At 51.7% G+C, this 22,189-nt stretch carries 16 protein-coding genes and 4 tRNA genes; 5 read left to right on the top strand and 15 right to left on the bottom strand.

The window, feature by feature from the left end; translation table 11 throughout:
- Window positions 1–479: 479 nt before the first annotated feature.
- Window positions 480–3,026: a class I adenylate cyclase gene (gene cyaA, locus BEA93_RS15780; protein WP_001517390.1), complete on the bottom strand. Its 2,547-nt coding sequence runs from the start codon at window positions 3,024–3,026 to the stop codon at window positions 480–482.
- 385 nt (window positions 3,027–3,411) lie between these two features.
- Between cyaA and hemC the strand changes: the two genes are divergently transcribed.
- The 5 genes from hemC to aslA all read left to right on the top strand — a co-directional run bounded on the left by hemC (window position 3,412) and on the right by aslA (window position 9,858).
- Window positions 3,412–4,353: a hydroxymethylbilane synthase gene (gene hemC, locus BEA93_RS15770; RefSeq protein WP_010377386.1), complete on the top strand. Its 942-nt coding sequence runs from the start codon at window positions 3,412–3,414 to the stop codon at window positions 4,351–4,353.
- Window positions 4,350–5,090 carry a uroporphyrinogen-III synthase gene (gene hemD, locus BEA93_RS15765; RefSeq protein ID WP_000026081.1) on the top strand — a complete coding sequence of 247 codons (741 nt, stop codon included), beginning with the start codon at window positions 4,350–4,352 and terminating at the stop codon, window positions 5,088–5,090. The genes hemC and hemD overlap by 4 nt, the downstream gene beginning before the upstream one ends.
- Before the next feature lie 21 nt (window positions 5,091–5,111).
- Window positions 5,112–6,323 (top strand): uroporphyrinogen-III C-methyltransferase, encoded by a 1,212-nt coding sequence (gene hemX, locus BEA93_RS15760; RefSeq protein ID WP_085449421.1) that lies wholly within the window; start codon window positions 5,112–5,114, stop codon window positions 6,321–6,323.
- Between the two features lie 2 nt (window positions 6,324–6,325).
- Window positions 6,326–7,522, top strand: coding sequence for a protoheme IX biogenesis protein HemY (gene hemY / locus BEA93_RS15755; RefSeq protein WP_061090336.1), 1,197 nt, complete (start codon window positions 6,326–6,328; stop codon window positions 7,520–7,522).
- 680 nt (window positions 7,523–8,202) lie between these two features.
- Window positions 8,203–9,858, top strand: a complete 1,656-nt coding sequence (gene aslA / locus BEA93_RS15750; protein WP_016262696.1) for an arylsulfatase AslA — start codon at window positions 8,203–8,205, stop codon at window positions 9,856–9,858.
- A gap of 152 nt (window positions 9,859–10,010) precedes the next feature.
- Here the strand turns inward: aslA and BEA93_RS15745 are convergent, their stop codons facing one another.
- From BEA93_RS15745 to wecB, 14 genes are all read right to left on the bottom strand, one after another.
- Window positions 10,011–11,246, bottom strand: coding sequence for an anaerobic sulfatase maturase (locus tag BEA93_RS15745; protein ID WP_105224765.1), 1,236 nt, complete (start codon window positions 11,244–11,246; stop codon window positions 10,011–10,013).
- Between the two features lie 146 nt (window positions 11,247–11,392).
- Window positions 11,393–11,469: transfer RNA gene (locus tag BEA93_RS15740), tRNA-Pro, on the bottom strand.
- A 42-nt stretch (window positions 11,470–11,511) separates the two neighbouring features.
- Window positions 11,512–11,598, bottom strand: a tRNA-Leu gene (locus tag BEA93_RS15735).
- 20 nt (window positions 11,599–11,618) lie between these two features.
- Window positions 11,619–11,694, bottom strand: a tRNA-His gene (locus BEA93_RS15730).
- Between the two features lie 58 nt (window positions 11,695–11,752).
- Window positions 11,753–11,829, bottom strand: a tRNA-Arg gene (locus BEA93_RS15725).
- Between the two features lie 102 nt (window positions 11,830–11,931).
- Window positions 11,932–13,317, bottom strand: a complete 1,386-nt coding sequence (gene thrP, locus BEA93_RS15720) for a bifunctional threonine/serine APC transporter ThrP (RefSeq protein ID WP_000774725.1) — start codon at window positions 13,315–13,317, stop codon at window positions 11,932–11,934.
- 202 nt (window positions 13,318–13,519) lie between these two features.
- Window positions 13,520–14,260, bottom strand: coding sequence for a lipopolysaccharide N-acetylmannosaminouronosyltransferase (wecG, locus tag BEA93_RS15715; protein ID WP_001064030.1), 741 nt, complete (start codon window positions 14,258–14,260; stop codon window positions 13,520–13,522).
- Window positions 14,261–14,262: 2 nt separating this feature from the next.
- Window positions 14,263–15,615, bottom strand: coding sequence for an ECA oligosaccharide polymerase (gene wzyE, locus BEA93_RS15710; protein ID WP_000055110.1), 1,353 nt, complete (start codon window positions 15,613–15,615; stop codon window positions 14,263–14,265).
- On the bottom strand, window positions 15,612–16,691 hold the full coding sequence (rffT, locus tag BEA93_RS15705) for a TDP-N-acetylfucosamine:lipid II N-acetylfucosaminyltransferase (protein WP_001517399.1): 1,080 nt from the start codon (window positions 16,689–16,691) through the stop codon (window positions 15,612–15,614). The genes wzyE and rffT overlap by 4 nt, the downstream gene beginning before the upstream one ends.
- Window positions 16,688–17,938 carry a lipid III flippase WzxE gene (wzxE, locus tag BEA93_RS15700; protein WP_016262699.1) on the bottom strand — a complete coding sequence of 417 codons (1,251 nt, stop codon included), beginning with the start codon at window positions 17,936–17,938 and terminating at the stop codon, window positions 16,688–16,690. Before wzxE ends, rffT begins: the two co-directional genes overlap by 4 nt.
- Window position 17,939: 1 nt before the next feature.
- A complete protein-coding gene (gene rffA / locus BEA93_RS15695; protein ID WP_016249437.1) occupies window positions 17,940–19,070 on the bottom strand; it encodes a dTDP-4-amino-4,6-dideoxygalactose transaminase in 1,131 nt (376 codons plus the stop codon).
- A gap of 4 nt (window positions 19,071–19,074) precedes the next feature.
- A complete protein-coding gene (gene rffC / locus BEA93_RS15690; RefSeq protein ID WP_105224766.1) occupies window positions 19,075–19,749 on the bottom strand; it encodes a dTDP-4-amino-4,6-dideoxy-D-galactose acyltransferase in 675 nt (224 codons plus the stop codon).
- A gap of 40 nt (window positions 19,750–19,789) precedes the next feature.
- A complete protein-coding gene (wecC, locus tag BEA93_RS15685) occupies window positions 19,790–21,052 on the bottom strand; it encodes a UDP-N-acetyl-D-mannosamine dehydrogenase (protein ID WP_000006637.1) in 1,263 nt (420 codons plus the stop codon).
- Window positions 21,049–22,179 (bottom strand): non-hydrolyzing UDP-N-acetylglucosamine 2-epimerase, encoded by a 1,131-nt coding sequence (gene wecB / locus BEA93_RS15680; protein ID WP_001517404.1) that lies wholly within the window; start codon window positions 22,177–22,179, stop codon window positions 21,049–21,051. The genes wecC and wecB overlap by 4 nt, the downstream gene beginning before the upstream one ends.
- Window positions 22,180–22,189 lie beyond the last annotated feature (10 nt).

Raw genomic sequence — 22,189 nt, 5'->3', positions numbered from 1 at the left:
AGTTTGCCGCTATACATCAGCTTCGCCATCTGGAATAACCACTCGCCACCGCGAAAATCCCCCCCCCAACAAGAGCCACTATAAAAAAAAGAAAACCTGCTCCATATAACCACCAACTCAATTCATACAAAACGTGGTAGTTATCACAGGAAATCAGCACGTCGGGGCACTCAACACCGTACTTACCGCCATCACCCCATCGTTCATAATAAGACTCTCGCCATACCAGAATACTTACTCCACTCGCTACGAGCGATAACAAACAACCCGCCCATAACTTACGAAATATTGGGTAACTAAACATAAAGATGACGCTGAGCAGCGCCTCTATGACACCCCAAATAATAGACAGGCTCGTCATTCCCCAGTCACTGTGCATAATGTCCTCTCCCTGATGTAATTTCAGGGAGCAACTTTAGTGAGGGAAAATGAAATCAGCGTGAAGTCAGAGGCGGAAATTGAATTATCCGGCACGCTCATCACGAAAAATACTGCTGTAACAGCGGCGTATCGTTGTCCTGATTGGCTGGCGGCATGTTACCGATAGATTTGGTACGGAACGGAATGACCTGTTCGCGACCATCGACCTTCACAATCTGGTAAAACTGCGGCAGGTTAAAGTTGATGAAACTGGAGCCGTAAGTGAAACGATCGTGCGATGACGAGTAGAAGCGACTGACATCACGCACCAACTCCTCTTTGCTACCCTCGCAGTGGTGATACACCTCAACGCGGTTACTTTCGTCGAGAATGTAGATATTAAAGCCGTTCTCATCGTGTGTTTCTTCGAAGAAGAACTGGATGATCCCTTCGCTGGCGAAGCCGTCCACCACCGCCGGTAATTTAACGTGATTAGTCTCAACCTGCACTGACAAACCATGCAGTTTGTTATGCGAGATCGCGCCATAAAACTCGATGGCATTTTCCAGTTTCTGTACCGATACATTCAGGCGTTCGAAGAACAAACCCCAGGTCTGGCCAGAAACGCGCAACGCTTTAAAGCGCCCGGTTTCCTGGCGGGTGCTGGAAAGACGCAGTTCAATGCACTCAGAAACCAGTTGCTGCACGCGAGTACGGATTAATCCGCGCAAATGCTGGCTATAACAGAACACTTCCACGCTATCAGGGGGTGCAGCGTCCTGATGCATTTTGCCGAGGATGGTTTTCAGGGCTTCAATCATCGACTGCTCGCCGTTGAAATGCAGCGTGCGCACTTCATTCCATGAGTTGCGATACAGCAGGTCAACACTACCCACCAGACATTTTTGCTCTTCGCCAAAGCTGAAGACGTCCAGCTTACGGAAATCGAAATGTACTACCTGATTACGAAACGCTGTCGTCGGGTCATATTCCAGGTTGACGATAATCGCCAGATGGCGGATCTCACAAGGACTGTAGAGCGCTTTCGGTGTCGGCGCAGGTAAGCGCAACGGGAAATGGTGCGACACATCAGCCACCATCTCTTGCAGCTTAGGCAGATCGACAATGCCGTTGCCTTTAATGTACAAACGGGTGCGCGAGGTCAGCAGTCCGTTAAACCATGCCCACGCCACCAATTTGTTCAGGTAACGGTTATATTCCAGCGGTTGATGGCTGATGATCGACTCAATTGTCGGCGCACGGTTATACAAATACCAGCCAGAGCGATTAGCACGCCCCGGCGGTACATAAATAAAGGTCAGATTTGGCTCGGAAAGATCCGGTGAAATCTGCGGGTTTACCAGCGTCACTTTCCCCGGTAATGCTTCAAACGCAGCGTACAGTTTACGCGTCAGCACACCGATATCCTGCGGGCTGGCAGAAACGCTAAGGTTATTGCGACGCGCAAAGCGGATCAGATTACGGTAACTCTGCATCATCGCATCGAGCAGTTCGTTGTGCGCTTCACGCACCTGATCAATCTTCCAGTTAGCGCGGTTATCCAGCATCGTCAGGCGAGATTCGTCCCAACTCCACTCTTTCACCAGTTGGCTTAACACTTCACGACGCCAGCCCACGCAGGCGCGTTCGCGGCTTAATTTTTCGCACACTTTTAAATAAAAGCAGCGGCGCACCAAATCCAGACGGGTGAAATCTTCAATCGCCGTCAAATATTCGGTAACGCGCTCCAGCATCATGCAGTACGGATCGAGGCCAAATGACACTATCTCGCCGTCGTGCAAACGCTGTTTGATATCTTTCGCCAGCAGGCGTGGATTAGGGTATTCCCAGGAATAGGCTTCCAGCAGCAGTGTTTTCAGCACCGCTTTGTACGGGGAGTCGATACTTTTGTAGAGCTGCCAAAGGCTGGCACCGAAGTACTCTTCAGCAGAAAGCGAGCTTAAACCACCGAGATCCAGCCATTCATTTGGCGTCAGTACGCCCTGCGCGTAAAGCGTCATTACATAATCATCGTAATGCTCTTCTTCGTCGCACGGCACCATATTCCACAGAATACGCTTACCGGCGAGACGCACGGCGGTACGGTAAAATTCATCAAGTAGCAGTATATGCTGGGTGGAGCCACAATCTTCGCCCCCCAGACTGCCACTTTCGTTGTGGCGGAAACGGTTTTCATCAATCAGGAAGAAGCTAACTTCCACCCCCAATGAGGCGGCCCAGCTTTCCAGCAAGCTGCATTTACGTTGCAGTAACTGACGCTCTTCGCTATCCAGCCACGATTGATGGCAGACCCAGATATCCAGATCAGAGGAACAACTTTGCCCTATGGACGAGGTGCTGCCCATTGTATATACGCCAGTAATTGGAAGCTCGCCTTTTGGCGGGTCCTGTACTGACATTCCACGATACAGTTCCAGTTCGTTCAGGTAGTGGCGTTGGGTTTCATCAGGCGTATAAAGGCAAATGCCCTTGGGAACGTTACCATCAAGGTAACCCGGCATTAGCGGATGGTGATAGTGCAACAATGTCGGCAGCAGACTGTAGACCTGTTGGAATGCAGGCCCCATAGCAGCAAGCGCGCGATCCACGCGCAATTGATTTATGGCATCCAGTCTCTGTTTCAGAGTCTCAATATAGAGGTACAAGACGTATCGCCTGATTTGCTACCCGTCATGTCTGTGATTCCGGCAACATCAACGGAAACACGCGGCATTCGGGATATTTCGTATGTCAAAGGTAACCGTACCACTTTCCGCGCCTGGTTTTTTTAGTTTCACGAAGAAAAAATGGTCTAAAACGTGATCAATTTAACACCTTGCTGGTTGACCGTAAAGAAAGATGCGCTACATACAAGTGTAGCACTGTTTATTCTCTGTAAATTCCTTATTACGACGGCTTGAAGCGCCTGTCAGGATCCACCGCCTGGCTATATTTTACGTTTTGCTCAGGCATCTACGTTTCACCACAACACTGACATCGCTCCGGCAAGGATGTTAGGATGGACCATGGATGATAATGACGGTAACAAGCATGTTAGACAATGTTTTAAGAATTGCCACACGCCAAAGCCCACTTGCACTCTGGCAGGCACATTATGTCAAAGACAAGTTGATGGCGAGCCATCCAGGGCTGGTGGTTGAACTGGTGCCGATGGTGACGCGCGGCGATGTGATTCTTGATACGCCGCTGGCGAAGGTAGGCGGGAAAGGCTTATTTGTGAAAGAGCTGGAAGTCGCGCTCCTGGAAAACCGTGCCGATATCGCCGTACATTCAATGAAAGATGTACCGGTTGAATTTCCGCAAGGTCTGGGGCTGGTCACCATTTGCGAGCGTGAAGATCCTCGCGATGCCTTTGTCTCCAATAACTATGACAGTCTGGATGCGTTACCTGCGGGCAGCATCGTCGGAACTTCCAGCTTACGCCGTCAGTGCCAACTGGCTGAACGCCGTCCGGATCTCATTATCCGTTCTCTGCGCGGCAATGTCGGTACTCGTCTGAGTAAACTGGATAATGGCGAATACGATGCCATTATTCTTGCCGTGGCTGGCTTAAAACGTTTAGGGCTGGAGTCACGCATTCGCGCCGCGCTGCCGCCAGAAGTTTCTCTTCCGGCTGTAGGACAAGGTGCGGTGGGCATTGAATGCCGCCTTGATGATACGCGCACCCGCGAGCTTCTTGCCGCGCTCAATCACCACGAAACTGCACTGCGCGTCACCGCCGAACGCGCCATGAATACCCGTCTTGAAGGCGGTTGCCAGGTGCCGATTGGTAGCTACGCCGAACTTATTGATGGCGAAATCTGGCTGCGTGCACTGGTCGGCGCACCGGACGGTTCGCAGATTATTCGCGGTGAACGCCGTGGTGCGCCGCAAGATGCCGGGCAAATGGGCATTTCGCTGGCAGAAGAGCTATTGAATAACGGCGCACGTGAAATCCTTGCTGAAGTCTATAACGGAGACGCTCCGGCATGAGTATCCTGGTCACCCGCCCGTCTCCCGCTGGAGAAGAGTTAGTGAGCCGTCTGCGCACACTGGGGCAGGTGGCCTGGCATTTTCCGCTGATTGAGTTTTCCCCTGGTCGGCAATTGCCACAACTTGCCGACCGGCTGGCGGAGCTGAGCGAAGGCGATCTGTTGTTTGCCCTTTCGCAACATGCCGTTGCTTTTGCCCAGTCACAGCTACATCAGCAAGGTCTTAAGTGGCCCACCCTACCCACTTATTTCGCTATTGGCCGTACCACGGCGCTGGCGCTGCATACCGTGAGCGGACATGAAGTTCGTTATCCGCATGATCGGGAAATCAGTGAAGTCTTGCTACAATTACCTGAATTACAAAATATTGCGGGAAAACGTGCGCTAATTTTACGTGGCAACGGCGGTCGTGAGCTGATTGGGGAAACCCTGACGGCACGCGAGGCTGAAGTTACTTTTTGCGAATGTTATCAACGATGCGCCATTCATTACGATGGTGCAGAAGAAGCGATGCGCTGGCAGTCCCGCGAAGTGACAACGGTCGTTGTTACCAGCGGTGAAATGTTGCAACAGCTCTGGTCGCTGATTCCACGATGGTATCGTGAGCACTGGTTACTACGCTGTCGACTACTGGTCGTCAGCGAGCGTCTGGCGAAACTCGCCCGGGAACTGGGTTGGCAAGACATTCAGGTCGCTGATAACGCTGACAACGATGCGCTTTTACGGGCATTACAATAACTCTCATAACAGGAAGCCATAATGACGGAACAAGAAAAAACCTCCGCCGTGGTTGAAGAGACCAGGGAGGCCGTGGACACCACGCCACAATCTGTCACAGTAGAAAAAAAGAGTAATAACAGTACTGCTCTGATTTTAAGTGCGGTGGCTATCGCTATTGCTCTGGCTGCAGGTGTCGGTTTGTATGGCTGGGGTAAACAACAGGCCGTCAATCAGACGGCCACCAGCGATGTCCTCGCTAACCAGCTCACTGCGCTACAAAAAGCCCAGGAGAGCCAAAAAGCAGAACTGGAAGGTATCATCAAACAACAGGCTACGCAGTTAGAGCAGGCAAACCGTCAGCAAGAAGCGTTAGCAAAACAACTGGATGAAGTTCAACAAAAGGTCGCCACCATTTCCGGAAGCGATGCTAAAACCTGGCTGCTGGCGCAGGCAGATTTTCTGGTGAAGCTCGCCGGACGTAAGCTGTGGAGCGATCAGGACGTCACCACCGCCGCTGCGCTACTGAAAAGCGCAGATGCCAGCCTGGCCGATATGAATGACCCAAGTCTTATTACCGTTCGCCGGGCAATTACCGATGACATCGCCAGCCTTTCTGCGGTATCACAGGTCGATTATGACGGTATCATCCTCAAGTTGAATCAACTTTCTAATCAGGTAGATAACCTGCGTCTGGCCGACAATGACAGTGACGGTTCACCAATGGATTCCAATGGTGAAGAGCTTTCCAGCTCCATCAGCGAATGGCGTATCAATCTGCAAAAGAGCTGGCAGAACTTTATGGATAACTTCATTACGATTCGGCGTCGTGATGACACCGCCGTACCCCTGTTAGCGCCGAATCAAGATATCTACCTGCGCGAAAATATTCGTTCCCGTCTGCTGGTCGCAGCACAAGCTGTACCGCGTCATCAGGAAGAAACCTACCGCCAGGCGCTGGAAAACGTCTCTACCTGGGTACGTGCTTATTACGACACTGACGATGCCACTACCAAAGCGTTTCTCGACGAAGTGGATCAGCTAAGTCAGCAGAATATTTCGATGGATCTCCCGGAAACCCTGCAAAGCCAGGCAATGCTGGAAAAGCTGATGCAAACCCGCGTGCGTAATCTGTTGGCACAGCCTGTAGCACCAGCAACGGAAGCTAAATCTGCACCTGCACCTGCACCTGCACCTGCACCTGCACCTGCACCGCAAGCTGATACTCCGGCAGCCGCGCCGCAAGGAGAATAACCATGCTAAAAGTGTTGTTACTCTTTGTTCTGCTTATTGCGGGGATCGTGGTTGGTCCGATGATTGCCGGGCATCAGGGTTACGTACTGATTCAAACCGACAACTACAATATCGAAACCAGCGTCACGGGTCTGGCGATCATTTTTATACTGGCAATGGTGGTGCTGTTTGCTATCGAGTGGCTACTGCGACGGATTTTCCGCACCGGCGCGCACACCCGCGGTTGGTTTGTCGGGCGTAAACGCCGCCGCGCACGTAAGCAGACCGAACAGGCGCTGCTGAAACTGGCGGAAGGTGATTACCAGCAGGTTGAAAAGCTGATGGCGAAAAATGCCGATCACGCTGAACAACCGGTAGTGAACTACCTGCTGGCTGCTGAAGCCGCACAACAACGCGGCGATGAAGCGCGCGCCAATCAGCATCTGGAACGCGCAGCAGAGCTTGCAGGCAATGACACCATTCCGGTAGAAATTGCCCGCGTGCGCCTGCAACTGGCACGCAATGAAAATCATGCTGCACGCCACGGCGTAGATAAGTTGCTGGAAGTCACGCCACGCCATCCTGAAGTGCTGCGTCTGGCGGAACAAGCTTATATCCGCACCGGTGCGTGGAGTTCGCTGCTGGACATCATCCCGTCAATGGCAAAAGCTCACGTTGGTGATGAAGAACATCGCGCAATGCTGGAACAACAGGCATGGATTGGCCTGATGGATCAGGCTCGTGCTGATGACGGTAGTGAAGGTTTGCGAAACTGGTGGAAAAATCAAAGCCGGAAAACGCGTCATCAGGTGGCGTTGCAGGTGGCAATGGCAGAACATCTTATTGAGTGTGACGATCATGACACCGCCCAGCAAATTATCATCGACGGCCTGAAACGCCAGTATGACGATCGCCTGCTGCTACCAATCCCACGCCTGAAAACCAATAATCCAGAACAACTGGAAAAGGTGCTGCGCCAGCAGATTAAAAACGTGGGCGATCGCCCGCTGTTGTGGAGCACATTGGGTCAGTCGCTGATGAAGCATGGCGAATGGCAGGAAGCATCCCTCGCCTTCCGCGCGGCGCTGAAACAACGTCCGGACGCCTACGATTACGCATGGCTTGCCGATGCGCTGGACAGACTGCACAAGCCGGAAGAAGCCGCTGCAATGCGCCGCGACGGTTTGATGCTGACGTTACAGAACAACCCACCGCAGTAATCCTTTCTCACCTGGAGGCGCAGAGCCTCCGGGCCTTTCCTGAATAGATAAAAAAACGCCTGCTCTTATTACGGAGCAGGCGTTAAAACAGGTCTGTATGACAACAAGTGGGTGCTTCACTCAACGTTGTGTCCATGGTGTCTGATGAGGCAAAAGCGACATCTGTCAGTGGACGATAAGCACCGTAAACGGCTCTGCGTCATTCCTGAGTTTATGAGGCACTAAGGCGAACATAAGAGATGGAATGAGCATCTACTCAGTTATTATGCCACAGAGGATGGGGTAATAACATCCCCTAATACTTGTTATGAGAAAAATCTGTAACCCTTTTTTCTTCATATTTAATAAATTACCGAGTAAATCCTTCCCTTAGCCTGATGCTTTTTTATATGTGATATGAATGATTAAATATAAGCAATTAATGACACGCATATTAATTACAGACAAAACTAAAAACAGCATCAATAATCAACGCGATATAATAAACACGCCTTACATATCGCATGCACGGGGGGTAGGATTGAAAACGCTCTCCTGATATTTCAATTTATTCTTAAGATAAATAGATAATTTATTTTCATCATCATTATTTATGAAATCATCCTGTCAGGGAGAGGGACCTCAATTATCAATGCTTAACTACGCCATCATTTTGATGACATTAAATCGGAGCATTTTGCATGGAATTTTCGTTCTCACCCAAGCTTCTTGTTGTCGCTGTCGCCGCCGCTCTTCCATTAATGGCCAGCGCTGCAGATACCCCGTCAACCGCCACCGCACGCAAAGGATTTGCTGGTTACGATCACCCAAATCAATACCTGGTTAAACCGGCAACCACCATTGCCGATAATATGATGCCGGTAATGCAGCATCCGGCGCAGGATAAAGAAACTCAGCAGAAGCTGGCAGAATTAGAGAAAAAAACCGGTAAGAAACCGAATGTGGTTATTTTCTTGCTGGATGACGTGGGCTGGATGGATGTTGGCTTTAATGGTGGCGGTGTGGCGGTGGGTAACCCAACACCAGATATTGACGCCGTTGCCAGCCAGGGGCTGATTTTAACCTCCGCGTATTCTCAACCCAGTTCTTCACCAACCCGCGCGACGATTCTCACCGGACAGTATTCTATCCACCACGGCATTTTGATGCCGCCGATGTACGGACAACCAGGTGGTCTGCAAGGGTTAACTACCCTGCCGCAATTATTGCATGATCAAGGTTACGTCACTCAGGCCATCGGTAAATGGCATATGGGAGAAAACAAAGAGTCGCAGCCACAGAACGTCGGCTTTGATGATTTCCGCGGCTTTAACTCGGTGTCTGATATGTATACCGAATGGCGCGATGTTCACGTCAATCCGGAAGTCGCCCTGAGTCCGGACCGTTCTGAGTACATCAAGCAATTACCGTTCAGCAAAGATGACGTTCATGCGGTGCGCGGCGGTGAGCAGCAAGCCATTGCCGATATTACGCCGAAGTATATGGAAGATCTTGATCAACGCTGGATGGAATATGGCGTTAAGTTCCTCGACAAAATGGCGAAGAGCGATAAACCATTCTTCTTGTATTACGGTACGCGCGGCTGCCACTTCGATAACTACCCGAATACCAAATATGCCGGTAGTTCTCCGGCACGCACCTCTTACGGCGACTGCATGGTAGAAATGAACGATGTGTTCGCTAATCTCTATAAAGCACTGGAGAAAAATGGTCAGCTTGATAACACGCTGATTGTCTTTACCTCCGATAACGGTCCGGAAGCCGAAGTGCCACCGCACGGTCGCACACCGTTCCGTGGCGCGAAAGGTTCTACCTGGGAAGGCGGCGTTCGCGTACCCACCTTCGTGTACTGGAAAGGCATGATCCAAGCGCGTAAATCCGACGGTATTGTCGATCTGGCCGATCTCTTCCCAACCTCGCTGGATCTGGCAGGGCATCCTGGAGCGAAAGTGGCGAATTTAGTGCCGAAAACGACCTTTATCGATGGCGTAGACCAGACCTCTTTCTTCCTCGGAACAAACGGTCAGTCTAACCGCAAGGCTGAACACTACTTCCTCAACGGCAAACTCGCCGCTGTACGTATGGATGAGTTCAAATATCATGTTCTCATTCAGCAACCATACGCGTATACACAGAGCGGATATCAGGGTGGATTCACCGGTACGATAATGCAAACGGCCGGATCGTCGGTGTTTAACTTGTACACCGATCCGCAGGAAAGCGACTCTATCGGCGTGCGGCATATTCCGATGGGTGTACCTCTACAGACCGAAATGCACGCGTATATGGAGATCCTGAAAAAATATCCGCCACGCGCGCAGATTAAATCTGATTAATTCAGCGCTATCGCTACATCGGGCTGCGCTGCCCATGCCGGATGAGGCGCGAACGCCTTATCCGGCCTACAAATCTTGAAAATTCAATATATTGCATCATTCTGTAAGCCGGATAAGATGCGTCAGCATCGCATCCGGCAATCAATCACTTTTTACTTATTCACCACCATCAAATGTGCCTGCATAATGTCGCTGGCCGGGCGGCCGTGCGCCAGCAAATCAGCCATTGCTTTAAGATACGGAGGCAAATGGCGGAAATAGCGTTGATATCCGGCACACAAATAATTCAGCCCCGGTTTGCCGCTGGCATCGAGCATAAAGCGGTGTTTCGGGCAACCTCCCCAGCACGCTTTTAACACGTTGCAACTGCGACACTGCGCCGGTAACTGCTTAAATTTATCTTCACCAAACGCCTGCTGTTGCGGGGAATCTACCATTTCTGCAATCGTCTGCTGAAGCATATTCCCCAGTCGATATTGCGGATAGACAAAGTGATCACAGGTGTAAACATCGCCGTTGTGCTCAACAATCACCGAACGCCCGCAGGTTGGCTGATGATGGCAAACCGCGCCAGGCGCGCCGACAAAATTGGCAAATGCCCATTCGATATTCATCACGAAAATCTTACCGACGTCGCGTTTGATCCAGTGATCGAAAATCGTCACCAGAAATTCACCGAACTCTTGCGGGCGCACCGACCATTCCGTCAGTTCCCCCTGAATATCGCCAGGCGCTCGTAATTTCAGTCCGTCGTGGGCTGCTGTTTCATCTGCCAGACGTTCCACCACCGGAATAAACTGGATGAACTCAACGCCCGCATCACGCAAAAATTCATAGATCTGCAACGGTTGCAGCACGCTGGTGCGATTGACGCACGCCAGAACGTTATAATCAACGTGATATTTTTGCAGTAGTTTAAGCGCGCGCATCACCAGTTTATGCGTTGGTCTGCCGCCTTTGGTAACGCGGTATTGATTATGGATCTCTGCCGGGCCGTCCAGCGATAAGCCAACCAGAAAATGATTTTCTGCCAGAAACGCACACCATTCGTCATCCAGCAGCACGCCGTTAGTCTGGAAGCTGTTACTTACCCGCCTGCCTGCACCATATTTTGCCTGTAGTGCCACAGCGCGGCGGTAAAATTCCAACCCCGGCAGCGTTGGCTCTCCGCCTTGCCAGGTAAAAGCAACTTCGTTTTGTGGTTCACTGGCAGCGATATAGTGGCGGACATACGCTTCCAGCGTGTCATCGTCCATATGTGTGACAGGATGTTCGCGGTAGAGAGAGTGTTTTTCGAGATAAAAACAGTAGTCACAGTTCAGATTACAATCGGAACCGCTCGGTTTCGCCATCACATGAAAAGCACGCGTTGGAACCTGTTGCAGCATAGTCGCTCCTTGCCTGAAATCGTCCTTCAATAAGTTAAGGGCGAAATCATACCGTGTGGCAATGAGTTACTACGGGCGTTTATTGCGAAGGGAGAGTGATGGAATACACAGAAAACAAAAAACCCCGCCGAAGCGGGGTTCAAAATTGGTCGGCGAGAGAGGATTCGAACCTCCGACCCACTGGTCCCAAACCAGTTGCGCTACCAAGCTGCGCTACTCGCCGAAATACTGCTTTTTGAATTTTTAGTTCAATTCTTTAAAGTCGTGGTGCGAGGGGGGGGACTTGAACCCCCACGTCCGTAAGGACACTAACACCTGAAGCTAGCGCGTCTACCAATTCCGCCACCTTCGCATTTTCACAACTTCTAATAATGGGGTGGCTAATGGGATTCGAACCCACGACAACTGGAATCACAATCCAGGGCTCTACCAACTGAGCTATAGCCACCACTACAAATCTTGTTACGCGGTATTACTACCACCGCAGCTCAAGCGCCGGGACTAAATGGCGCGCCCGACAGGATTCGAACCTGAGACCTCTGCCTCCGGAGGGCAGCGCTCTATCCAGCTGAGCTACGGGCGCTTAGCGCCGTTGCGGGGGTGGATAATACGGACTTCCCACCCCTCTGTCTAGTCCCTTTTTAAATAAAATGCGCGTTTGGTTACGCTTTGCGCATTTTGCTGCTTATTCCTCCAGTTTATGCGCTTTACCGTGGCGATTAAGCCCAAAAACTTTGTAAATCGCCGTCACCGCCAGCATGAAGATGATGCCGACAAACAGCGACATACGAGTATCTTCATTAAAGTACATGCCGATCAAAACGCAAATAAGGAACGCCATTGTCACATAATTTGCCCACGGGAACAGAATGGAGCGGAACGGATGGCTGGCAATCGCCGCTTTGTGCGCACGACGAAAACGCAGTTGGCTTATCAGGATCACAAACCACGGCACCATCCCCGGCAGCACGCTGGCGCTGTAGACGTAAACAAACACACGCTGCGGATTGGGAATGATGTAGTTCAGGCACGAGCCAATTAACAGGATGGCAATGGATACCGCTACTCCCGCAACCGGCACGCCGTGACGAGAAACTTTTGCCATCGCCGCCGGTAACTGACGGTTTTTCGCCAGTGCATAAAGCATACGTCCGCAACTGTACATACCGCTGTTACAGCCAGAAAGCGCCGCCGTCAGTACCACAAAGTTGATAATACCCGCGGCTGCGGTAATGCCAATTTTGGCGAAAGTCAGTACAAACGGGCTGCCATTGCTGCCAATTTCATTCCACGGGAAGATGGTGACGATAACGAAGATCGCGCCTACGTAGAAAATAAGGATTCGCCACAGCACTTTGCCTACCGCACTGCGCAACGTCACCTGCGGATTTTTCGCTTCACCGGCAGTAATGCCAATCAGCTCCACACCCTGGTAGGACGCCACCACGATACACAGCGCCGTCAGGAACCCTTTCCAGCCACCCGCAAAGAAACCGCCATGCTCAGTGAGATTGCCAAAACCAATCGACTGCCCGCCATTGCCAAAGCCAAAGAAAATCACGCCCAGGCCAATGACTATCATAACGATGATCGTGGTGACTTTGATCATCGCGAACCAGAACTCGATTTCACCATACAGTCTGACCGCCGCCAGATTCGCCAGCGCCACCAGCGCCACCGCGATCAATGCAGGTATCCACTGTGCCATCTCCGGGAACCAGAACTGGACGTAGACGCCAATGGCAGTGATTTCCGAGATCCCCACCGCCATCCACATGAACCAGTAAGACCAGGCAGTGAGATAGCCAAAAAACGGGCTCATATAACGATGTGCGTAAACGGCGAACGAACCGGTAACCGGCTCAAGGAATAACATTTCGCCCATTGAGCGCATGATGAAAAAGACGAACAGCCCGGCGATGATATAGGCCAACAATACAGATGGCCCAGCCCATTTTAGGGTGCTGGCGGCCCCCATAAACAGACCAACGCCAATGGTGCCCCCCAGGGCGATGAGTTCGATATGTCGAGCTTCCAGCCCACGCTGTAGCTCTGGTTTGTTATCTGCCATAAATCCTCGTGTTGTGTTTGCATGTTTTTCCGGTGTTACCGGTTATCGTTATGGGTACATCGAGTGTTGCGAATGTTTTCGTAATTCAGGAGAAATGGCAAATGAAGCATTAAAAATTTGAATGCTTTGTGTAATAAAACAGCAGGGAGGTGAAGAACAGGCGACATTGTGAACACTTATGCCGCCAGCAAGAGAGGGAAAATCAGAGGTTACCGGTGTAATGCCAGCGTAAATAGCGCAGTAAACGGAGCTGACGCTTAATGCGACTCGGCTGCGAAAGCAGGCGATAGAGCCACTCCAACCCCAGTTTTTGCCAGATTTTCGGCGCGCGTTTCACATGGCCAGTAAAAACATCGTACGTTCCGCCAATGCCCATATAAAGCGCATCAGGATGCACCTGACGGCAGTCGCGCATGAAGATTTCCTGTTTTGGCGATCCCATTGCGACAGTGACGATTTGCGCGCCACTGGCATGGATACGCTCAAACAGCGCCTGACGCTGCTCGGGTTTGAAATAACCATCCTGGCTGCCAACGATATTCACATTCCACTGGCCGCGCAGTTTAGTTTCGGTCTGCGCCAGTACTTCAGGTTTGCCGCCAACAAGAAAAACGGGCGTCCCTTCTTTTCCTGCGCGAGCCATCAGCTCTTCCCAGAGATCGGCTCCAGCTACGCGGGAAACCTGTGACTGAGGATATTTTTTACGTACCGAACGCACGACGCTAATGCCATCGGCATATTTAAATTCGGCAGCGTTAATTAACGCCCTGACCTCGGCGTTATCTTCAATGGTCAGCATTTTTTCGGCATTAATGGCAACCAGCGTTCCCTGCTTAAGCTGCCCATCAGCGAACAGATAATCGAGGGCATGCTGCATATCACGCCAACCGATCAACTGTAAGCCACGCAGCGTATAGGTCGGTGCTGTGGTGTTGTTATTCATTGTTATCCTTCAATCTGCGTCCGGAGCGATGATTTTATTCGTTTATGAATGAGTCCGGCGCTATCAAAAAGCCAGTACAGTAGTTTTGCAATCATCAGGCTTGCACCGAAGACCACGATAAAAAAGACCACCCGCGAGACAAATGAATCCAGTCCTTCGCGCGCCAGCACGATCATATTGAAGATCGCCCCAAAGCAGAAACTGTGCAAAATCGCTGCCTTATAGCGATTGGTTTCGCGGTTGCCCAGCTCATACAGCCAGTCGAACCATTTTATAATCAGGCCAACCACAATCGCCCCAAGCGGAATAAACAACACACCGCCCATCACCACCAGTGAGCCGATAAGCGTAGGTGAGATAGCCAGCCCGGAGTGATTATTCAGCACTTCCCAGGTGAAATAGTTGGCGGAGTTCAGCACCATACTGGGCCGACCCGGCCACAGCCAGGAAGGAATAAAGACATAGAAATCACGGACAATCGGTGCCAGCCCCTGGAAGTCGATGTTGTCGTAGTTCTGCAATAGCAACGCCAGATTCTCCCACGGCGAGAAAGTGTCGCGGGTGAGATAGAGAAACGTGTAGAAAGCTTCATCACCGCTCACGTTCATTCCGTAGCGTTTTAGCGCCAGCCAGAACATACCGACAATCCCCAGCACGCCTGCCGCTGCCAGCATCCACAGTGAAATCCAACCGCGAATAATGCCGATAAACAGGAAGATAGCGAACGCGATAATGATATTGGCGCGAGTGCCACCGACAATCATGTAGGTCAGCAATCCAAAGGCAACGGTACTGACGAGGAAAAACAGCCACGCTTTGCTGTCCTGGCGCAGAAAATAGACCACCAGCATCGCCGGGATAAAAAAGTAAAAGAAGCGCTTTAACGCCACGCCGGAGACTTCACTGGAAAAGATCTGACTGTAGGAGTTAAGTCGGAACAACAAAAAGCCGTTGTGCATGAAGAAGATGCCGACACTGACCAACGCGATGCCCATCAGGAGAAACCAGGTAAGATTGGTTTCCACGCGATTCATGGTAAACACTGGACGGCGCGGTGCATCGGCAACACTTTTGCGTAAGCGGGTTTTGTAGGTGACGTAATAAACCGCGTAAAAGCAGCCCGCAGAAAGCAACGCCTGCAACAAGATTTCTGGCGGCGCGACACCAACATCAAAGCGGAATACCAGTACGCTGGTCAGCGGAAATCCGAAGAAAAACGTCAGCAAAAAAAGCAATGAAAAGAAGATATTGAAGTTAAATCGCACGCGGCGAAACTCAAACCAGGTCAGCGTGGCGATAAACAGCGTACAGAGCAGCCAGACAACAAACAGGCCGCTGAATTGCAGCAGGCTCATGCGACCTCCCCAGCGGCAATTGCCAGCGCCCGATGCCAGCCTTGCAGATAGTTTGGACTAAAAAAGGCAATGTGGTTTTTATCTACCGACGCCAACTGGCGCTGCGCTTCACGCACAATATCCTCGTTGAGATCGTCAGTGGTAAATAGCACCGGCAAATGTTGCTCCGTCATATCCTGCCAGAACGGGTTTTCCCGATTAAGTACGCAGGGAATACCAGCCTGAATCAACAAGCACAGCGTACCGATACCCTGCTGACGGGCAAAAATAAAGTAGCCGAGATCGCACTGGCGAAGTAGTGCCAGATAAGCGTCAAAATCCATTTTTTCGCTCAGAATTTGCAGATTTTCTTCGCTGAATAATTCCAGCCCCGCCTGACGAACTTCGTTGATATACGCATCGTTGTTGGCCGGATATCCCATCGGCACCACCACTTTCACCGTATCGCCAAACTGCCGATGCACAGCGCGTAAGGCAGCGATGTGTTCATTACTGCGATCGCCGGAGTTCCCCACCAGAATAGTCATTTTCCCTTCACGTTGCCGATCGTTAGCCATCGTATTGAGAGAAGGATCCATCCGGGTTGGGAAGTAAATCAGTTCGCCTCGCACCTTTGGATGCGTTCTGGCAAAAAAGCTCAAGTCTCCCCGAGTGGCAAATACACAGCCCACCCGCTTTTGTGCCAGGCGGCGCAGCGGATAAAAGAGCTTATATCTCAAGCCACTGGAAAGTTCATACAAATCAGCGCCCCATATATGCCAGTAAAACTGGCTGGGCTTGATTCCGCCGCTAAGCAGCGCCAGCCATAGTTTTGGATTGAACTGGCCATGGAAGAAAAACCGCTGTTGACGGTTAGCTTTCGCTTTCGCGATAACCGCTTCAGCCAGTGATTTTTTGTCTGCAAAAAAGCGGATAGTGAGCGCCGGACAGCTATCACTTAAGCCGTCGTCCTTGCCTGCAACCATAAACTCGCGCGCGTGCTCGCTTGTCGCAGCCAGCGCGTCGTTGAAAAACCGCAAAACGGTTTGGTTATGGTGAGGGATATCCGATCCCAAAACGTGAATCAGTACAGTCATGCCCGCCTACGCCAGAGTAAAAACACGCCACAACAAAGAGAAAAATAGACGATATAGGTTGCCATATATGCCTGCGCCGCGCCCAGCGCGCCATGCGCGGGGATCAACCAGTGGGCAAATACCATCAACAACGTGAACTGACTGACTTCCGCCAGAATATAAAACCGGAGCGACGCTTTGGCGATCACCAGATAACCAAAGACATAAGCGCCCACTTTTAACACATCGCCAACCAACTGCCAGGCAAAGAGATCGCGCATGGCGGTAAATTTGTTCGATAAAAGTAGCCAGATGGCAAAGTCACGCAGCAACCAGACTGTAAAACTCGCCGCTGCCACCGCCGGTAGAACGAATTTCAGCGACTTCACCACTTCGCGGGTGATATCGCGCTTTTCCGTTAGCCGCGACAGAGTGGGCAGTAAATACACGCTAAAAGAGGCGGTAATGAATTGCAGGTAGGCGTCGGAAATACTACTTACGCCTTGCCAGATCCCCACCTCATCCCAGCTATACTGCGCCGCCAGTAACTTACGCATCATGATGTAAGCAACGGGCAAGGTCACCGAAGTAATCAGCGCCATTAACGTGAACTTACTCAACTGCCCCGCCAGACCGCTATCCCAACTGGGTTTCAGATAGCTTAACGGGATAGCGCCACGTTTGATCAACATGATGGCAGCCGGAATCACCACCAACGCAGGAATCAGCGCCAGCCCAAGCAACGCGCCTTCATAGCCACCAAAACGGTAACTGACGTAGTAAGCGATAACACCAATCAGGCTGCCAACAATCAGCGATAACGCATTACCCGCGGCATCGCGAAAGCCTTTCATCAGCGCCAGCAACAGGTTGCCCCAGGCGATACCCATTTGCACCAGCGCCACTAAACGTACCAGCCCCTGGTAGTCAGTATTCCCGAACAATCCCTGGCTGATCGGAGCGGCTGCCAGCACAAAAATCAGCGCCATCAGCGTGGAGAAACCAAGCACCATCGCTGATGATGTACCCACCACACGACGTAGCTGCTGCGGATTATCATGATACTGGGCAACGTATTTGGTTACGCCGTTAAAAATGCCCGCCCCGGCAAGCACGCCGAGTACGGTAATCAACTGACGGAAGTTAGCCGCCAGCCCCAGCCCTGCCGGACCAAATGATACCGCCAGCAGCTTACCGACCAGTAACCCGGCACCAATCTTGACCAGCGTACTGGCCGCCGTCCATAAGGACGCTTTCGCCAGCGACATATCAGGAGAAGTAGTTCAGCAAGGTCGCAATTACCGTGCGTTGATTGACGGGCGACAGATTGTAGAACAGCGGCAGACGCAGCAAGCGCTCGCTCTCTTTGGTGGTGTAGCGATCTTCACCGTGGAACTCACCAAACCGTTCACCCGCCGGGCTTGCGTGCAGCGGAATATAATGGAACACCGCCATGATTTCTGCTTCTTTCAGGAAGTTAATCAACGCATTCCGGTCATCAATATCACGCAGCTTAATGTAGAACATATGCGCGTTCTGCACGCAGCTATCCGGAATCGACGGCAGTTCGATACGCCCGGCTTTCGCCAGTGGTGCCAGTGCATCGTAATAGTTTTGCCACAGCGCCAGACGCTGCTGGTTGATACGATCCGCTGCTTCCAGTTGCGCCCACAGATATGCGGCTTGCAGATCGGACATCAAATAGCTGGAGCCGATATCGCGCCAGGTGTATTTATCCACCTGACCACGGAAGAACTGGCTACGATTAGTGCCTTTTTCACGGATGATCTCGGCGCGCTCAATCAATTTTTTATCATTAATCAACGTAGCGCCGCCTTCACCACCCGCGGTGTAGTTTTTGGTTTCATGGAAGCTAAAGCAGCCAATATGACCAATGGTTCCCAGCGCACGCCCTTTGTAAGTGGACATCACCCCCTGAGCGGCATCTTCCACCACAAACAGGTTATATTTTTTCGCCAACGCCATAATGGTGTCCATTTCACAGGCCACGCCCGCGTAATGCACCGGCACGATAACGCGCGTTTTGTCGGTGATCGCCGCTTCAATCAGCGTTTCGTCGATGTTCATAGTGTCCGGGCGAACATCCACAAAAACGATTTTCGCTCCACGCAGCACGAAGGCGTTGGCGGTGGAGACAAAGGTATAACTCGGCATGATCACTTCATCGCCAGGCTGGATATCCAACAACAGCGCCGCCATCTCCAGAGAAGCGGTGCAGGACGGCGTCAACAGCGCTTTGGCGCTGCCAAAACGTTGCTCCAGCCACTGCTGGCAGCGACGGGTAAAACCACCATCGCCACACAGTTTGCCGCTACCCATTGCCGACTGCATATAATCGAGTTCGGTTCCCACCACCGGCGGTGCGTTAAATGGAATCATGTGATCACCTGTATAACCAGTACGCGGTGCTTTCTACATTTGCACCACTTTTTATGTATCGTTTAAGCGCGGCGGTGTTGCCCATCTGGGTCGCCACCCGCAATGTTGTTTTACCGCGAGCATACGCCCAGTTTAGCGCCGTTTGCATCAGCTCTGCACCTGCACCGCGTCCTGCCAGCAGGCCAATACGCACGTCTGTCGCATTGAGCTCACGTAAAGAGACATAGCCACGAATATCGCCGGATGGCATGCGTAAGATCAGACATTGATGATCAAAGGTGCCGTGAACGGCGTTTTCAATCCACTGCGCATAAAAGCGCCCACTGGCTTCAGGCGCATACCACGGTGCACGAAAACGGCTTTGCGCAAATGCCTCACTCGCTAACTGGCGTAGTACTGGAATATCTGTCTCTTGTGCCACTTCTGCGCCGCTATCACTGGCTCTGGTCACGGGTAGCGCCAAATCAACTTCACCTTCTACCAGTGAGAATCCCAACTGTTGCAGGGCATCCAGTTCACCGATATTTGATGCGACTATTTTGGCCTGCACCCGTGACCACGGCGCTAAGGCATCTGGTGTCAGGAGTGGCGCGTCAGGGTTAATACGCACGATGGCGCTATTAACACCAAAGAAGGCATTTTCCCAGGTGAGTGGCTCAATACTGGCGCGGACGGGCATAGTGTGGCTCCCTCAAAACAGTCATTCACTGCAATCTGTATCAGCGCCAGACCCCTTTGGTATCGACTACATACTGCTGCTTAACATGATCGCCGCTGATGGCTTTGAACTGACTGTGATCGACCAACATCACCAGCACGTCTGCCGTCGCCAGCGCTTCGTCAAGCTGCGCCAGCGTGCAAAGCCCGGCCAGTTTTTTCGGCAACTGGTGAATGTTCGGTTCAACGACCAGCGTCTCGCCGCTATGCCACTGGGCGATCAGTTCAGCGATTTCCATCGCCGGGCTTTCGCGCAGGTCATCAATATTCGGTTTAAATGCCAGCCCAAAGCAGGCAATTTTCACTTCGCTGGCGCGTTTATCGGTAGCGGCCAGGCAATCGGCAACCGCCGCTTTCACCTGATCAATTACCCAAAAAGGTTTGTGATCGTTCACTTCCCTGGCAGTACGGATAAGCCGCGCCTGCTGCGGGTTCTGCGCTACGATAAACCACGGGTCAACGGCAATACAGTGGCCGCCCACGCCCGGGCCTGGCTGAAGAATATTGACGCGAGGGTGGCGATTCGCCAGACGAATCAGCTCCCAGACGTTAATTCCCTGCCCGGCGCAAATCAGCGACAGTTCGTTAGCAAACGCGATATTCACATCGCGGAAGCTATTTTCGGTGAGCTTACACATTTCCGCCGTCCGGGAGTTAGTGACAACACACTCACCTTCGAGGAAAATTTTGTACAGTTCACTGGCGCGCGCCGAGCAAACCGGTGTCATGCCACCTATTACACGGTCATTTTTAATCAGCTCGACCATCACCTGCCCCGGTAACACGCGTTCCGGGCAATAGGCAATATTCACGTCGGCCTGTTCGCCCACCTGCTGCGGGAAAGTCAGGTCCGGACGCATTTCTGCTAACCATTCTGCCATTTTCTCGGTTGAACCCACCGGAGAGGTGGACTCAAGGATCACCAGCGCACCTTTTTTCAGCACTGGCGCAATGGAGCGGGCAGCCGATTCGACGTAAGCCATATCCGGCTCATGATCGCCTTTAAACGGCGTTGGTACAGCAATCAGCCAGGCATCAGCCTCAACGGGCGTTGTGCTCGCTCGCAAAAAGCCACCTTCTACGGCAGTTTTTACTACACTCGCCAAATCAGGCTCGACGATATGGATTTCGCCACGATTGATAGTATCAACCGTTTGTTGGTTGATATCGACACCAATCACCTGTTTTTGCCGTGAGGCAAACGCAGCGGCTGTCGGCAGCCCAATGTAACCCAGTCCGATGACAGAAATGGTCGCAAAACTCATAGTGATATCCGATTATTTTTTAACGCTTCCAGAATGCGAGAGCATGCCTGACCATCACCATAGGGGTTATGGGCGCGGCTCATCATTTGATATTCGTTGTCGTCGTTGAGAAGACGTGTCACTTCCTCAACGATCCGTTGTTTATCCGTCCCCACCAGACGCACCGTTCCAGCGGTAACAGCTTCCGGGCGCTCGGTGGTGTCACGCATCACCAGCACCGGTTTACCCAGCGAAGGCGCTTCTTCCTGAATACCGCCAGAGTCAGTCAAAATCAACCATGCGTGATTCATCAGCCAGACAAACGGTAAATACTCCTGGGGATCGATCAGAATGACGTTTTTTACGTGCCCCAGAATGCGACTAACCGGTTCTCTGACATTCGGGTTGAGATGTACCGGATAAACAATCTGGATGTCCTGATGAGTGGTGGCTATTTCTGCCAGCGCATGGCAAATCTCCTCAAAGCCACGACCGAAGCTTTCACGCCTGTGACCGGTCACCAGAATCATCTTCTTATCAGGGTCGATAAACGGGTAATTTGCCGCCAGTTCTGAACGCAGCATCTCGCTGCTCATCACTTGATCGCGCACCCACAACAAAGCGTCGATAACTGTATTGCCGGTAATGAAGATTCGGCTATCAGCGACGTTTTCACGTAGCAGGTTTTGCCGTGAGGTCTCAGTTGGGGAGAAATGGTACATTGCCAGATGACCGGTCAGCGTGCGGTTAGCTTCTTCCGGCCACGGCGAGTAAAGATCGCCCGTGCGTAGCCCGGCCTCAACGTGACCAACAGGAATGCGCTGATAAAACGCCGCCAGACTGGTGGCCAGCGTCGTGGTGGTATCGCCGTGTACCAGTACAACGTCTGGTTTGAACTCGGCAAGAATAGGTTTTAATCCCTCAAGAATTCGACAGGTTATCTCTGTCAGTCCCTGTCCTGGCTGCATTATGTTGAGATCGTAGTCAGGTACAATGGAAAAGAGTTTCAGCACCTGATCGAGCATCTCCCGATGCTGCGCAGTGACGCAAACTTTAGCCTCAAAAAAAGGATCTTTTGCCAACGCATGCACCAACGGCGCCATCTTGATGGCTTCCGGGCGCGTACCAAATACAGTCAGTACTTTCACATCGATTCTC

This window comes from Escherichia sp. MOD1-EC5950, assembly GCF_002965345.1.
Classification (GTDB): domain Bacteria; phylum Pseudomonadota; class Gammaproteobacteria; order Enterobacterales; family Enterobacteriaceae; genus Escherichia; species Escherichia marmotae.
This window is presented reverse-complemented; position numbering and strand designations above follow the sequence as displayed.

Coding starts and splice junctions, on each gene's coding strand:
- rffT (WP_001517399.1), bottom strand. CDS start 16,691: ATGACTGTACTGATTCACGTTTTGGGATCGGATATCCCTCACCATAAC.
- hemD (WP_000026081.1), top strand. CDS start 4,350: ATGAGTATCCTGGTCACCCGCCCGTCTCCCGCTGGAGAAGAGTTAGTG.
- BEA93_RS15745 (WP_105224765.1), bottom strand. CDS start 11,246: ATGCTGCAACAGGTTCCAACGCGTGCTTTTCATGTGATGGCGAAACCG.
- rffA (WP_016249437.1), bottom strand. CDS start 19,070: ATGATTCCATTTAACGCACCGCCGGTGGTGGGAACCGAACTCGATTAT.
- wzyE (WP_000055110.1), bottom strand. CDS start 15,615: ATGAGCCTGCTGCAATTCAGCGGCCTGTTTGTTGTCTGGCTGCTCTGT.
- rffC (WP_105224766.1), bottom strand. CDS start 19,749: ATGCCCGTCCGCGCCAGTATTGAGCCACTCACCTGGGAAAATGCCTTC.
- wzxE (WP_016262699.1), bottom strand. CDS start 17,938: ATGTCGCTGGCGAAAGCGTCCTTATGGACGGCGGCCAGTACGCTGGTC.
- thrP (WP_000774725.1), bottom strand. CDS start 13,317: ATGGCAGATAACAAACCAGAGCTACAGCGTGGGCTGGAAGCTCGACAT.
- wecC (WP_000006637.1), bottom strand. CDS start 21,052: ATGAGTTTTGCGACCATTTCTGTCATCGGACTGGGTTACATTGGGCTG.
- hemC (WP_010377386.1), top strand. CDS start 3,412: ATGTTAGACAATGTTTTAAGAATTGCCACACGCCAAAGCCCACTTGCA.
- hemX (WP_085449421.1), top strand. CDS start 5,112: ATGACGGAACAAGAAAAAACCTCCGCCGTGGTTGAAGAGACCAGGGAG.
- hemY (WP_061090336.1), top strand. CDS start 6,326: ATGCTAAAAGTGTTGTTACTCTTTGTTCTGCTTATTGCGGGGATCGTG.
- aslA (WP_016262696.1), top strand. CDS start 8,203: ATGGAATTTTCGTTCTCACCCAAGCTTCTTGTTGTCGCTGTCGCCGCC.
- wecG (WP_001064030.1), bottom strand. CDS start 14,260: ATGAATAACAACACCACAGCACCGACCTATACGCTGCGTGGCTTACAG.